The following is a 14,272-nucleotide window of genomic DNA, read 5'->3' on the forward strand; positions in this document are numbered from 1 at the left end:
GCAAGGAACTCTCCGGTGGGGGGTCGTCGTCAGGGTGCCGGCCACTGTCGTGGCGGTGGCACGGGGGCGGGGCCCCGGTGCTGCTCCGGTCCGGGCGGTGGAGGGATGGGGTTCCGTCCTGCCCGGTTGCCGTGCAACGACGACCATGTTTAGCCAGGGCTGGGGTGGGGTGCAAAGGTGTGACGTACTACCCGACATCGGAGAGATGTCCAGAATGTGCCGTTATCAGACCTTGTGGCCACATAGAATCCGGTCTGCCTTCTACGATCCTCGGTAGGATGTGATCTGGCTCCTATGGGTGGCCTCACACTCACAGGCCCCGTGAGGCCCCGCGCAGACCCTCCCGTATGACGTGGGGTGGGCCCCGATCGCAGGGTGCGTCCGTTGAGCGCACGCAGCCGCCGCCCGCTGTCCATGAGCCGGCTCGGCGGGCGCGGGAACTGGGTATTTCGTAAATTGAAGAAGGGGTGAGCAATCCACAGGGAATGTGCGTGACGGCACCGGAGATCGACTACACGGCGGTGTTCACCGCCTTTCCAAGCCCGTGCCTGGTGCTCGGCCCGGACCTGGTGATCGCTGATGCCAACCCGGCCTTCTGCGAGGTGACCGGCCGGAGCCGGGCCGAGCTGGTCGGGCAGTACCTCTTCGACACCTTCCCGGAGAACCCCGCCGACCCGGAGGCCGACGGGGTGGCGACGCTGAAATCCTCACTGCATCGTGTCCTGTCCAGCGGCCAGACCGATCAGATGCCGTTGCAGAAGTACGACATCCCGGTCGCCGGCAATCCCGAGGTGTTCAAGGAGCGGTGGTGGTCCGCGATCAACGTGCCCATCCTCGGCCCGGACGGAAAGGTCGCCTGGATCATCCACCGGTCGGAGGACATGACCCCCGTCGTCCTGGCCCGCCGCACGGCGCACATGCCGTCGATCAGTCCCGGCAGGGAGGCGGCCATGGAAGCCGAGCTGTACGCGCGGGCGCGGCAGCTGCAGCGGTTGAACGAGGAACTGCGGCAGGCTCATGCCCGCGAGCGGCGCATCGCCCTCGCCCTGCAAGAAGCCATGCTCCACTCTCCGGACCTGGCCCAGCACCCGGACGTCGCCGTGCGGTACCTGCCGGCGGCCGGCTCCCTGAACGTGGGCGGCGACTGGTACGACGTGGTCGACCTGTGCTCGGGCCGTTTCGCCGTCGCGGTGGGTGACGTGGTCGGCCACGGACTGGCGGCCGCCACCGTCATGGGCATGCTCCGCAGCGCGCTGAGCGCCGCCACCCGTACCGTCCACGGCCCCGCGCAGGCCCTGGAGGTGCTGGGGCTGTACGCGCGCTCGGTCGAGGGAGCACTGGCCGCCACCGTCGTCCAGGTACTGGTCGACTGCCACAGCCAACTGCTGATCTACAGCAGCGCCGGTCACCCCCCGCCGGTCCTGCTGCACCCGGACGGCTCCTGCGAGCTGCTCGACCAGGCCAGCGACCCACCGCTGGGCGCCCGCTCCGAACACGTCCCCCGCCCCCAGGCCACCACGACCTACGCCTGCGGCGACACCCTCGTCCTCTATACCGACGGCCTGATCGAACGCCGTATGGAGGACATCGATGCCGGTCTGGCCCGACTGACCTCCGCCCTCGCCACCTGCACCGAGTTCGGCGCGGAACACCTTGCCGACGCCCTCCTGGCCCGCCTCGACCTCGCCAGTGGCGCCCGCGACGACATCGCCATGGTCGTCGTCCGCCTGGACGGAACGACCCGGCCGTCCTGATCCTCGAGGAACCCGTCAGGCACACCGCCGGCCGGCTGCCGCACGTACCGGGAGGGCCACCGCACCCGGCCCGCGCGGGCACTCACGCCGAACTGACCGGCGCCCGGCCGGTGAATTCCCGGGCACTCATGAGCGGCCCGTCCAGGGTGAGGACCGCCACCGGCCCCCCGAGACCCTCCCGCTCACCGACCGTGAACCGGTGCACAGAGCGCTCCTCGGCCGGCCGCGGGCGCAGGGCCTGGCCGTCCTCGACCTCGCGGCACTCCCCGAAGACGAACTCGATGCGATCCGGGCCGGACACCGCCCAGGTGAACTCGGTGACCGACTGGTAGTCCGCTCGGCGTCCGAACTCGACCCAGCCCGTGCCGCCCTCATCGATCAGGACCGTCCAGTACAACCCGTTGTCCTGCCGCGCACACCACAGTCCGGCCAGTCCGCCCATCTCACCGATCCTCGTACAGCCGATCATCCGGTCGCCACTGGCAGTCCAAGCGGCCATGCCCAGAACGGCAAAGTCGATCAGGTGGTGGCCAGCGGGAGGTTCTCTCCGCTCGACGGGCGGAGGCCGTCGGTCCGGTCGGTGAAGTAGCGCTCGGCGAGCAGAGTCCCCGGTACGTGCCGGGCGTCTCTGAAGCCGGCTCCGCGGGGCCGATCTCGTCCTCGAGCACATGCGGAGGCGAGTCGACCTGGAGGTGCATCGCCCGCCAGAGGGCGGTCCGCACCGCGGTGTCGTCCGGTGCCTCTGTCTGCTCGTGCGCCATGGTGTTCCCTCTTGGCCGCAATCAGTTCTTGGCGGGAGCCTGGAGGCTCCACAGGCGCCCGTCGGGATCGCGGACGGTCATCTCCTTGGTCCCGTCATGGGTGTCCTCGAACGGCGTGACCACCTCGACGACGGGGGCCAGTTGTGCGTCGTAAGGAACACGGCCTCGACTCCTTCGGTCGTCATGTCAGGCCTCCTTCTTGGGCGATTGCTGATCGTTCCGGTGGGCGTCTTCGAGGTAGCGCGCAGCGCGTCAGCGACCAGCGCAGACAACGACATGCGGTGTCGGCCCGGGGTCGAGCTCCGCCGCCCTCGGACGGCTGCTGGACGTCGACGCCTACGGCGGACCGATCGGCGGCCGGGCAGGACCCGGGTCTGGATCCGGCCGCCCTCCGGAGCCAGGCGGGCCTGCCCGGAGGACGGCGGGATCCGACGACCCGGGGTTCCGCCCCGCGGTCAGCGGCCCGGATCCGGTTGTCCCAGCTCGTAGGGTGCCAGGACATCGGCGATCGTCCGGTTCCGTGGCGTAGGGATCCCGAACTCGCTGCCGAGGTCGGCGACGCTGCCGCTGAGCCAGGGCAGTTCCAGGCGGTTGCCCTGCGTCAGGTCGTTGTGCATCGAGGAGGTCATCGTGGCCGGCAGGGTGTCGCAGAACGCGAGCCGCTCGTCGGGGAGGCCCGGGTCCAGCGCCACCCCGGCGGCACGGCCCACGTCCACGGCCTCCGCCATCACACCGCGCAGCAGTTCCCGGGTATGAGCGTCGGAGCGGATCACCCCGATGGGCTGGCGTACGGCGGTCGTCGTGGCCGAGAGCCCCACCAGGAAAACGAACTTCTCCCAGATGACCCGTTCGATGCCGGAGCTGAGTTCCGCCTCGATGCCGGAGGAGAGGCATGCGTCGAGGAAGGCGCCGGCCCGACGGGCGTCCGAGTTGTCGTAGGAGCCGAACACCACTTTCTGCATCGTGCCGTGGTGGGCGACGACTCCCGGCTCCTCGATGACGGCCGAGATGTAGCAGACGGCGCCCCACACGGCCTCCGCCGGCAGGCACCGGCGTAGCACCGCGTCCTTCCGGACACCGTTCTGCAGGGAGATGACGCGGGTGCCCGCGTCCACGACGTCGCGCAGTTGGGCCGCCACGTTCTCGGTGTCCCACAGTTTCACGGCGACGAGCACCACGTCGGCGGGTCCCAGTTCCGCGATGGTCGGCACCACCGACGTCGCCGGCACCTTGAGTTCGCCCAGCGGGCTGCGGACCAGCAGCCCGCGTTCCCGTATGGCCTCCAGATGCCGGCCGCGGGCGACGAACGTGACCTCGTGGCCTCCTGCGGCGAGCCGGGCGCCGAAGTAGCCCCCGACACCCCCGGCCCCCACGACGGCTATGCGCATGACGTGTTCCCTTCCTCGTCGGCATCATCACGGTGATGGCCCCTGGTCCGGTGGCCCCTTGTGCGCGGCGCCGCGTCGCTGTCCCTGGCGAGCGTCGCGGGCAGGCTCCGGTGTCCCTGGGAAATGAACGAGGAGACGGGCTCGATGCTTCCTGGGGGCACGGCCAGTGCGAGGGAAGGGAAGCGCTCGAACAGTGCCGGGAGCGCGGTCGCCGCCTCCATACGGGCCAGCGGTGCCCCCAGGCAGTAGTGCACGCCGTAGCCGAAGGCGAGGTGGTCCTTGTCCTTGCGGGTCGCGTCGAAGACTCCTGCGGTCGGCCCGTGGCGCTCGGTGTCCTGACCGGCCGCCGCGTAGGACGCCAGGATGGCGTCTCCCTTCGCGATGGTCGTGCCCGCTACGGTGACGTCCTCGACGGCGTAGCGCAGGGGCAGGTGGGCCACCGGGGCGTCGACGCGCAGGCTTTCCTCGATGACGTCGGTCCAGGCGACCTGGCCGGTGCGGACGAGGTCGTACTGGTCCGGCTCGGTGAGCAGGGCGAAGACGGCGTTGTCGAGCAGGTTCACGGTGGTCTCGTGGCCGGCGGCGATGATCAGAAGCAGGGTGTCGACGACTTCTGCCTCGGTCAGTGACTCGTTGCTGTCACCGGCGGAGACCAGATAGCTCGTGAGATCGTCACCCGGCTGCCTCCTGCGGTGTTCGACCAGGTCGTTGAGCAGGCTGTAGGTGGTGTGGTAGTTATCGGCGGCCTCCTGTGGGCTGAGTCCGGTGTTGAAGATGTTGTCGACGCAGGCGCGGAAGCCCGCTGCCATGGAGCCCTCGGGAACGCCCATGAGCTGCGTGATCACCTGTACCGGGATGAGGTGGGCGAAGTGCTGCCGTAGATCCACCACGCCGTTGACCGCGGCGCGGGGCAGATCGTCCAGCACACTCGTCACGATGCGCTCGACCTGGGGGCGCAGCTGCGCGGTCCGGCGGGCTGTGAAGGCCGGCGTGACCAGGCGGCGCAGCCTGCGGTGGTCGCTGCCGTAAGCGGTGAACATGTTGGTGACCGACACCCAGGCGTACAGCGGCCATTGGGGGGTGATCTCCCCTGCGATGAACGGGGGCCAGTGCCGGCGGGGATCCTTCGAGACCCGCGGATCGGTCAGAAGCTCTTCGAGTGCGGTCTGGCTGGTGACCGACCATGCCGGGATGTCGCCGGGGAGCATCACCTTCGTGACGGGACCTCGGGCGCGGAGCCGGGCACCCTCCGCGGGTATGTCGTGGCCTGAGGGGTCGAGAACGTAGGGATCCTGCTCGTCAGTTGACAACTGCACGCCTCTCGTCGGTGTCGATGGTTGTGCCGAATGGCTTCGGTGCCGGGCACGGGACGGAGCGAGACGGCCGCCTGGCACGGCTCCGTTCGCCCGCGGGCGCTGAGCGCTGGGGGCTGGGGGCTCCGACGATCCTGCTCCATGGTCGAAGGGACGGCGACGCCGCCTGTGGCGGGTTGGCCGGGAAGCGGATCGTGATTCACGCCAGACCGTTGGCGGAGAGCCATGTGTGGGCCACGGCGTCGGGGGCGGCACCCTTGGCGACCTGTGCGTCGAGTGCGCCGAGGACGGCCGTGGTCAGCTTGGCCGAAACGGCGTCGCAGGCATCGGCCATGGGCTGAGTCAGGACGTCCCGCTTGAACAGGGGCACGACGTTCTGGGCGGCGAAGAGATTCTGCGGATCCCTCAGGGACACGAAGCCGTGTCGGGAGATGGCCGGATCGGTCGAGAAGATGTCGGCGGCGTCGACGGTGCCGTTGCGCAGCGCCGTCTGGGTGATCGTTCCGGTCGGGGCGAGCGCGACGAACTGCTTGAAGGCGACGCCGTACACCTTCTTCAGGCCGGGTACGCCGTAGGAGACGGTCAGCAGCGGTTGGGGGGCTCCGAGCCTGAGTCGGCCTGCGACGTTCCGCAGGTCCCCGATGCTGCTCAGGTGGTACTTGTCGGCGGTGGCCCTGGTGACGGTGATGGTGTCGACGTCCTGTGCGGGCGCGTAGTCGGTGACCGCGAGGCCCTGTGCCTGGGCGCTGCGCCGCAGTCGGGTGTAGATGTCCTGAGGGCTGGTGGCCTTCTGCCCAGGGGCCAGATACGCGAGGACGGCGCCGGTGTACTCGGGTACCGCGCCGATGGAGCCCTCCCTGAGGGCGCTCATGTAGGCGGCGCGCTCGCCGATGTCGGCGTGGAGCTGTACGACGACGCCGCGGGCCCTCATCGCGCCGGCGTAGAGATGTGCCAGCAGTTCCGACTCGGGGAAGTCGGCCGACCCCATGGTCACCTTCCCCGGGGAGGCCGGGAGGGGAGCCGCTGCCTCGGCGTCGGCGCCTGCCCCGGTGGCCGGGTGCGGGACGGTGGTCCCGGAGGAGGAGCCGGGGGCTCCGCATGCGCCGGTGACGAGTGCGGTGGCCAGGACGAGTGCTGCGGGCAGGAGGCGCCTCATGTGAGTTCCTTGGAGGTGGCGGGGATGCGGCCGGGGCCGGGGTGCGGCCGGCGGCGTGGTGTGAGGTGGGTGTCGGCCGGGGCGAGTCCCGGTGAGGTGGCCTTGCGCTGAGCGAGCGCGAGGACAGCGTCGGCGGCGACGGCGAGCCCGGCGACGGTGATGCCGGCGGCGAGCATCGCGGGGTAGCCGTAGCGGGGGTCGGCCAGGTCCTGTTGGCCATCGACGATCAGCCGTCCCAGTCCGCCCACGAGTGGCGCGTAGGCGGCGACGGTCAGTGTGGCGATGACCTGAAGAGTGGCGCTGCGGATGCCGGAGATGATCAGTGGGGCCGCGGTGGGCAGTTCGACCTTGAGGATGATCTGGAGCGGGGTCATGCCGCACCCTCGGGCCGCGTCACGGACGGCGGGATCGAGGGCCTGGACGCCGGCGTAGGTGCTGGTCAGGATCTGCGGTACGGCGATCAGGACGAGGACCATGGCTGCGGGCACGAAGTAGGGCACGCTGCCGGGGGCGAGGATGCCCGGCACACCGCCTTGGACGTGAATGTGCGGGGACAGGACCACGACCAGGAGGATGAGCAGTCCCAGAGCCGGTATGGCGCGAAGGCCGTTCGCGATTCCGGCGACGAGCAGGGTGCCACGGTCCGTGTGGCCGATCACCAGGCCCGTGGGCAGGGCGATCACGGCTGCCAGGGCGACAACCATGACGGTGTACACGATGTGCTGGCGGGCGTCGGCCACCAGTCCGCCCGGTCCCCACCAGTTCAGCGGATCGTTGAACCAGACGAGGACGCGGCCGGGCCCGGGCAGCCCGCTGCGGAGGGCGAGGTTCATCCGGTCACCGCCCGCCATGGCGTCAGCAGCCGGACGGCCGCGAGGACGACCAGGTCGAAGAGGAGGGCGATGGCGGCGAAGGCCACCAGGCCCAGCAGGACGGGTGGCAGCGAACCGGTGTTGTTGCCGACGAGGAAGAGCTGACCGAGCTGGGCGGTTCCGATCACGGAGGCGACGGAGACGAGGCTGACGTTGGAGACGGCCGCGACCCGCACCCCGGCCCCGATGACCGGCAGCGCGAGCGGCAACTGAACGGACAGCAGGCGCTGCCGGGTGGTGTGTCCCATGGCGGTTGCCGTCGCCAGGATCGACTGCGGAACGGAGTCCAGGCCGTCGAGGACGCTCCGTACGAGCAGAGCGAAGGTGTACAGGGTCAGGGCGGTCACGACGTTGACGGGGGAGAGGATCCTGGTGCCGAGTATGTCGGGGATGACCAGGAACATGACCAAGGAGGGGATCGTGTAGAGCACTCCCAGGCCCGAGGTCAGCGGGGCGCGGACGGCTCGATGGCGGTGGGCGAGCCAGCCGCAGGGCAGGGCCAGGACGAGGCCGACCGCGACGGGAAGTACGGCCAGCCATACGGTGGTCCCGGCCCAGCCGAGGATCTGGTCCTGGTGGGTGGTGAAGTAGGTCCAGAGCTGGTTCATGCTCATGCCTTAGATGCGTTAGATGCCTTCGATGCCGTGGTGTCGGTCGTGGCGGCGAGTCGGAGTTCGGCTGTGCGCAAGCGGGTGGCCCGGCTCTCGACGCGGGAGAGCACTTGGGAGGCGGTGATGGTTCCGGCCAGTCGCCCGTTCTCGTGGACGATCACTCCGCGTCCACTGGGTGAGGACAGGGCCGCGTCCAGGGCCTCGCGCAGCGTGCCGTGGGCGGTGGCGAGGGTACCGCCCGGATTCACCATGTCCGGGGTGAGCGTGCAGGTGGCCTGACGAGCGGTCAGGAGGGCTGGGGCCACCCACCCTCGGGGGGTGTCGTGGTCGTCGAGGACCAGGACCCAGCCGTCGGACTGCCGCTCGCGGGCCAGGGAGACGGGGTCGCCGAGACGGACCGTCGGCTCGTCGGTCAGCGGAAGGGGTCCGGCCCCGGCGAAGGTCAGGGCCCGATAACCGCGGTCACGGCCGAGGAACGAGGCGACGAAGGGGCTCGCGGGCCGTGACAGGAGTTCGGCCGGGCCGTCGACCTGGGCGAGGGTCCCGCCGGTGGCCAGGACCGCGACCTTGTCCCCGAGTTTGACGGCCTCGTCGATGTCGTGGGTGACGAAGACGATCGTCTTGCCGAGGTCGTGCTGGAGACGGACGAACTCGTTCTGGAGCTGTTCGCGGACCACGGGGTCGAGGGCGCTGAAGGGTTCGTCCATGAGCAGCACCGGCGGGTCGGCCGCCAGGGCCCGGGCGACGCCGACGCGCTGCTGCTGGCCGCCGGAGAGCTGGCCGGGGTAGCGGCCGGCGAGGTCGGCGGACAGGCCGACCAGCTCGAGCAACTCCGCGGCGCGGGAGCGGGCTTGGCGCCGCGTTCGCCCGGTCAGCACGGGGACGGTGGCGATGTTGTCCAGGACCGTCCTGTGGGGGAACAGCCCGGCCTGCTGGATGACGTAGCCGATGCCGCGCCGTAGGTCGTGGGGTGCGATCGTGGCGGTGTCCCGGTCGTCGAGCCATACCCGGCCGGATGTCGGTTCGACCATGCGGTTGACCATGCGCAGCGAGGTGGTCTTGCCACAGCCGGAGGGGCCGATGAGAACGGTGGTCTCGCCCGTGGCCGCCTCCAGGCTGAGGGCGTTCACGGCGACCGTCCCGTCGGGGTAGGTCTTCGTCACCGCGTCGAACCGGATCATCGTGCATCTCCTCGGGCCGTACCTCATGGAACGGCGGGGTCGTGGTGCGTTGGTCTGTGGCCGCGTCAGTGGGTGGGCCGTCGGGAGACCGGTGTGCTCGCGCAGTTGGTCCCGACGGCCGGCGGGTGGACCGATGCGGTCAGACGAGGGGCTGTCCGCCGTCGACGGGCAGGCAGACGCCGGTCAGGAAGGTGTTCGTCAGCGCGAAGAGGATCGCGTGAGCCACGTCCTCCGAAGTGCCGATGCGACGCGTGGGGTTGGCCCTGGTCAGCCGGCCGAACAGTTCGGCCTTGCCCTGATCGCCGAGGGCGTCCCACGCACCGGTGTCGATCGTGCCGGGCGAGACGGCGTTGACCCTGATCGGCGCCAGTTCCACGGCCAGGGACCGCACGACGGTGTTGACGGCGCCGTTCGTCGCGGCGACGGCGAGGAAGCCGGGGTCGGGCTCGAGCGCGGCCACACCGGAGAGCAGGACGAAGGAGCCGCCCTCGGGCATGGTGGGCGCGAAGTGTTTGGCGAGCATGACCGGACCGACGACCTTGGTGTGGAACGACCGCAGGATCGCGTCCGGTGTCAGCTCGGGCACGGTGCCCCGGGCACGGGCGGAAGCCGCGGAGACCACGTGGTCGACGCCTCCGACCTGTGCCGCCAGGGCCTTGATCGACTCCTCGTCGGTCACGTCGACAGTGGCGACAGTGACGGACGTTTCCCGGTAGCTCTTGTGCAGGGCGGCCCCGTTTCGCCCGGCCGCGATCACGTGGGCCCCTTCCCGCAGAGCAGCGTCGCTGACGGCCCGGGCGATTCCGCTGCCGCGGCCCACCACGAGAACTGTCTTGTCCCGCAGTGCTGCGGTCACCGAAGCACCTCCTTTTGATCGATCCGGTCCTGCGGCCAGGGCGCGCAGGATCTCTTTCCGAACCGTTCTGGCATGCGTCTTTCCGTGTGTGATCCCAGGTTTTTCGAACCCCGGGAGGACATGAGGACGAGCCCTCGTCGCGGTCAGCGGGCCTTGACTTCGTCGATGTCCAGGCCGCGGTCGACGCCGTGGGAGATGACGTTCTGCCCGGGCTCGGGGTGCAGGCGCTCGCCGTCGAGGTAGACCTCGATCTTGTCCGCTTCGAACGACACCAGGTCGTTGATCCGGTCGACCTCCCGGTAGGCGTCGCGGTACGACCAGGCGGCCCGCTGCGCGTCGCCGATGTCGTAGTAGTCGCACAGGCCCTTGTAGGGGCAGAAGGTCTGCCCCTGGACCGGGCGCAGCCGGGTCTCGTCGATGTCGGCGCGCGGGACGTACCAGCGCGGGGCGAAGCCCGACTCGTAGAGCACGACCGGGTGCTCCGAGCGGGCGATCAGGGTGTCGCCGTGGCGGACTTCCAGGGTGCGGGAGGTGTTGCGGATGTCGATGCGGTGGTACGGGTCCGCGGCGTGTCCCAGGATGCGTTCGTCCTCCTCGTGGAAGGCGTCCATCGCCCGCCAGGCGAAGGCGATCCGGCCCTGGAGGTCGGTGGCGTGGGCGGGCAGTGCGGTGAACTCCCAGGCGGCGCGTTCGGTGGTGCGGTCGCCGGCGTGCACGGCGTACCAGGCGGTGTCGCCGAGGTCCTTGTGGTGGGTGACCTTGTCGCCGGGGACGAGGGCTTTCTCGTCGACGTCTTCGCGGGGGAAGTAGGCGACGGGGTAGCGGCCCGGCTCGTGGAGCAGGATCACGTCCTCGCTGTCGGCGATCCATGTGTCGTTGAACCTCACGCGCATACGGCGGCGCAGGCGCTCGGCGAACAGGAGGCGCTCGGGCAGGGGTTCGGGGGTGAGGAAGTGCCCGACGGCGCCTGGGGAGAGGGGGCCTTGCTGCCAGGACAGTCCCATGGCGGATTCCTTCCGGGTGAGGGGTGCGGGGTAAGGGGTGGGGGGTGTGGGGTGCGGGTGGTCGGGGGGCGGGTGGACCCGCCTGGGTGTGATGGGTGCCGTCGGCGGTCAGGGCGTGCAGGAGCAGCGTGAGGTGTGGGCCTCGGGCCGGCGGAAGCAGGTCCAGACGGCCTTGCCCTTGCCAGTAAGGGCCTGTACTCCCCAGTCGTCGCACAGCTCTTGGACGATGTGCATGCCCCGTCCCGCTTCCGCGTTCGGCGAAGCGGGCGGAATACGCACTGCAAAGTGGCGTGCGCTGTCGTGGACTTCGACGTGGAGGCAGTACTGGTGCCGGACAAGGCGGACCAGGTACGTACGGCCGTCCGGGCTCCCGTGCTGTACGGCGTTGCCGGCCAGCTCCGAGACACAGAGGCGGATGTCGTCGTCGCGTCGGCAGCCGCCCCAACTGTCGAGGGCCTGCACCGCGAAGTCGCGGGCGGCGCGCACGGTCTGCGGATGGGCGCTGAAGATCTGTTGGGCGAGGTGTCGCATGGCGGGTCCCTTGCCGGCCGCGGCGGGAGGGGGCATCCGGTCCGAGACCGCCCCAGCCGCTCCGACGCCCTGTGCGTCAGTGGAGGACGCGGGCGAGGAAGTCGCGGATGTGCTCGGTGATGGTCCCGAGGTGGCTCTCCAGTGCGAAGTGCCCTGACTCGAGGAGGTGGATCTCGGCGTCGGGCAGGTCCTGGCGGAACGCCTCCGCGCCGGCGGGGCCGAAGATCTCGTCGTTCGCTCCCCAGACGGCCAGCAGCGGCACCTGGGAGTCGCGGAAGTACTGGTGGACGGCCGGGTAGAGGTCCACGTTGGTCGGGTAGTCGCGGAAGAGCCGGAGCTGGATCTCGTCGTTGCCGGGGCGGTCCAGCAGTGCCTGGTCGTGGATCCAGTTGTCGGGGCTGACCAGGCTTGTGTCGGCGACTCCGTTCACGTACTGCCAGCGGGTGATCTCGGGGGTGAGGGCGCTGCGCAGGGGGGCCTCGGTGTCCGGTCCCGGGGTCTTGGCGTAGGCGAAGACGCCGTCCCAGAAGGGCTTGACGAAGCCCTCCTCGTAGGCGTTGCCGTTCTGGGTGATGATCGCCGTGATGCTCTGCGGGGCCCGGAGTGCGAGCCGCCAGCCGATGGGGGCGCCGTAGTCCTGCACGTACATCGCGAACCGGTCGATGCCCAGGTGCTGGAGCAGGCCGGAGGTGACGTCGGTGAGCGCGTCGAAGCTGTAGGGGAAGTCCTCCGCCGCGGGCATCGCGGACTGGCCGAACCCGATGTGGTCGGGGGCGATCACGTGGTAGCGGTCCGCGAGCGCCGGGATCAGATGCCGGAACATGTGCGAGCTGGTCGGGAAGCCGTGGAGGAGCACGATCGCGGGCGCCTGGGGGTCGCCGGCCTCCCGGTAGAAGACCTCGAGGCCGTCGACGGTGGCGGTGCGGTGGTGGACTGCGGCGGTCATGTCGATAACCCTTCTATCGAGTTTCAACGGTTATGCATTCAGTGTGGGCACGCTCACCCTAACCTGTCAAGCGCTTTTAGTTGGTTAGATCTCGGAGGTCGAGGCGTCGCCGCTCTTGAGCGGCGGATCGTGGCCCTGACTCAAGCCTCCGTCCGTGAACAGTCATCAGCCAGCGCATCGCCTCGTCGCCACCCTTCGGGCGGTCGAGGCACGTCTGTCTGGCTCAGGCCTGGGGCGGGTGTGCGCTGCGCGCTGCGGCGCCGGGCTCCGTGCGGGTAGCCTGTAACCTGTGAAGTGGGTCGATCTGGTTAGGAGGCGGCGATGGTGACCGGTCGAGAACAGCAGGACATGGTGCTGGAGCTCCTCAACACCACCCCGGTGGTCGACGGAACGGTCCAGGACCAGCTCGCGGATCCCGAAGCGGCCAGGTCCTGGCAGCGGGCCCACGGCGGCAGCGGCAGCACGGAAGAGCACCAGCATCTCCTTCAGGCGCGCGACGCGCTGCAGGACGTGGTGCGCGGCAGCCGACCCGCCACAGCGCTGTCCCCGCTCCTAAAAGAGTTAAATTTATTATCTAAAAAGAGAAGCGTGCATGACGAACGTACAGTAATAGTTTTTGTGACAAAAGAACAAAAGGATAAAATTAAGCAACTCATTGATGAATTAGAACAATATATCTAAGTGACTTGTTTTATTATATTTTATATTTAATGGTTCAAATTCAGATAATTAATTGTGATGGAAAGTAAGTTTTGGAATTGAGTAAGAAAGTGGAGCATTAGTTGTTACGCTTTTATCGTGTAGCTAGGGAATTATAGGTGTTTATCATTATAAACTTATTGGAAAATGGGTGTGTTTCAAGGTTAATGAATGTTTTCTTATTGTAGATACGATAAAAATGATCCATTAACCACAAACTGAATAGCATCTTAATTACATAATTTAGCTTCGCCCCTTATTTTTCAAATAAAGAAAGGCTTGGTTACCAAATGGCAACCAAGCCTTTTTAAATTTTAATCATTTTGACACTTGATTCACATTAATATTTTCTTAAGAAATTTAAATTTCTATCATACAGCATATTAGCAATATAAGCTTGAACTGTTTCAAGGATCTTTTCAATATACTGTGTACGGTTAGATAAAATTCTAATCGATAGCCCGTGTGTTGGTAATTGTGAAATGCCAAGTCGACAATTTAATTCTTTCTCAAAATGTTTAATTTGATCATAAACCTCATCGATAAATCTTTGATTTACATTAGGATGAATAAAATAAGCTGATCCTAAATGAGTATAATTTTCCATATAACCAATAGAATCTATTGAATTTTTTTCGGGATTTAACATAAGGTTATCATAAGTTACTAATTCATTATCGATGTATATTTCATTTACCAAATGCATATACTTATATGAAAAGTTTTTATCTTCTGATGAATAACCAGGTGTAAGAATATCAGTATAAAACATGGCACTGGTTTGATCTAAGTCAAAGCGATTGTATTGATAAAATTTAGCATTTTCGTATGCAATAATTGGATCTGCCACATATTCCATGTATGCGTTTGGCTTTAAATGGAATGTTTGATACTGTTCCACTCTGTCGTTTAATGTTTTATAAATTTTCGTCGCACCTTGAGAAGTCAGTGTTACACTAGCATTTTCTTCAATATTAAAATTCATTGAATAACGATCACCGTCAAGATAACCACCACCGACATTAACAATATAGAAAGTAGGGATGGTTGATCCGTTTAAATATACTGGACGAATAACTTTTAATGCTTTTTCAAAAAAGATATCACGTGCAACAGAACGACTTCCATTATTAAATACGGTTAAATCAAGTTGACCTGTCCAAGCTTGTTGAGACATTATGATAATCCTTTAAGTAAAGT

General features: G+C 66.1%; 14 protein-coding genes. 2 read left to right on the forward strand and 12 right to left on the reverse strand.

Going from position 1 to position 14,272, the window contains the following annotated elements; translation table 11 throughout:
• Positions 1-491: 491 nt before the first annotated feature.
• Entirely contained in the window at positions 492-1,754 is a 1,263-nt protein-coding gene (locus ABZ484_RS36235; protein WP_358870214.1) for a SpoIIE family protein phosphatase, read from the forward strand.
• An 82-nt stretch (positions 1,755-1,836) separates the two neighbouring features.
• On the opposite strand, the gene ABZ484_RS36240 is transcribed toward ABZ484_RS36235, so the two are convergent.
• The 11 genes from ABZ484_RS36240 to ABZ484_RS36290 form a co-directional block, all read right to left on the reverse strand.
• The gene (locus ABZ484_RS36240) at positions 1,837-2,253 is read right to left on the reverse strand and encodes a hypothetical protein (protein WP_358870215.1); all 417 of its coding nucleotides are present in this window, start codon (positions 2,251-2,253) and stop codon (positions 1,837-1,839) included.
• Between the two features lie 717 nt (positions 2,254-2,970).
• Complete coding sequence (locus ABZ484_RS36245; RefSeq protein WP_358870216.1) at positions 2,971-3,903, reverse strand: 2-dehydropantoate 2-reductase; 933 nt, start codon at positions 3,901-3,903, stop codon at positions 2,971-2,973.
• Positions 3,894-5,219, reverse strand: a complete 1,326-nt coding sequence (locus tag ABZ484_RS36250) for a cytochrome P450 (protein WP_358870217.1) — start codon at positions 5,217-5,219, stop codon at positions 3,894-3,896. The genes ABZ484_RS36245 and ABZ484_RS36250 overlap by 10 nt, the downstream gene beginning before the upstream one ends.
• A 196-nt stretch (positions 5,220-5,415) precedes the next feature.
• Entirely contained in the window at positions 5,416-6,372 is a 957-nt protein-coding gene (locus ABZ484_RS36255; protein WP_358870218.1) for an ABC transporter substrate-binding protein, read from the reverse strand.
• A complete protein-coding gene (locus ABZ484_RS36260; protein ID WP_358870219.1) occupies positions 6,369-7,205 on the reverse strand; it encodes an ABC transporter permease subunit in 837 nt (278 codons plus the stop codon). The genes ABZ484_RS36255 and ABZ484_RS36260 overlap by 4 nt, the downstream gene beginning before the upstream one ends.
• Positions 7,202-7,852, reverse strand: a complete 651-nt coding sequence (locus tag ABZ484_RS36265; protein WP_358870220.1) for an ABC transporter permease — start codon at positions 7,850-7,852, stop codon at positions 7,202-7,204. The genes ABZ484_RS36260 and ABZ484_RS36265 overlap by 4 nt, the downstream gene beginning before the upstream one ends.
• Before the next feature lie 2 nt (positions 7,853-7,854).
• A complete protein-coding gene (locus ABZ484_RS36270) occupies positions 7,855-9,036 on the reverse strand; it encodes an ATP-binding cassette domain-containing protein (protein ID WP_358870221.1) in 1,182 nt (393 codons plus the stop codon).
• A gap of 139 nt (positions 9,037-9,175) precedes the next feature.
• The gene (locus ABZ484_RS36275; RefSeq protein WP_358870222.1) at positions 9,176-9,892 is read right to left on the reverse strand and encodes an SDR family oxidoreductase; all 717 of its coding nucleotides are present in this window, start codon (positions 9,890-9,892) and stop codon (positions 9,176-9,178) included.
• Between the two features lie 143 nt (positions 9,893-10,035).
• Positions 10,036-10,896: a DUF427 domain-containing protein gene (locus ABZ484_RS36280; RefSeq protein ID WP_358870223.1), complete on the reverse strand. Its 861-nt coding sequence runs from the start codon at positions 10,894-10,896 to the stop codon at positions 10,036-10,038.
• Positions 10,897-11,004: 108 nt separating this feature from the next.
• Complete coding sequence (locus ABZ484_RS36285; protein WP_358870224.1) at positions 11,005-11,427, reverse strand: ATP-binding protein; 423 nt, start codon at positions 11,425-11,427, stop codon at positions 11,005-11,007.
• Positions 11,428-11,503: 76 nt separating this feature from the next.
• Positions 11,504-12,373, reverse strand: a complete 870-nt coding sequence (locus ABZ484_RS36290) for an alpha/beta hydrolase (RefSeq protein WP_358870225.1) — start codon at positions 12,371-12,373, stop codon at positions 11,504-11,506.
• Between the two features lie 321 nt (positions 12,374-12,694).
• Between ABZ484_RS36290 and ABZ484_RS36295 the strand changes: the two genes are divergently transcribed.
• The gene (locus ABZ484_RS36295; RefSeq protein WP_358870226.1) at positions 12,695-13,054 is read left to right on the forward strand and encodes an ABATE domain-containing protein; all 360 of its coding nucleotides are present in this window, start codon (positions 12,695-12,697) and stop codon (positions 13,052-13,054) included.
• 358 nt (positions 13,055-13,412) lie between these two features.
• Here ABZ484_RS36295 and ABZ484_RS36300 read toward each other — a convergent pair whose 3' ends face one another.
• Positions 13,413-14,249: an urease accessory protein UreD gene (locus tag ABZ484_RS36300; protein ID WP_002465418.1), complete on the reverse strand. Its 837-nt coding sequence runs from the start codon at positions 14,247-14,249 to the stop codon at positions 13,413-13,415.
• Positions 14,250-14,272: the final 23 nt, after the last annotated feature.

It is taken from the genome of Streptomyces sp. NPDC006393 (assembly GCF_040628575.1).
In the GTDB taxonomy this organism is placed as follows: domain Bacteria; phylum Actinomycetota; class Actinomycetes; order Streptomycetales; family Streptomycetaceae; genus Streptomyces.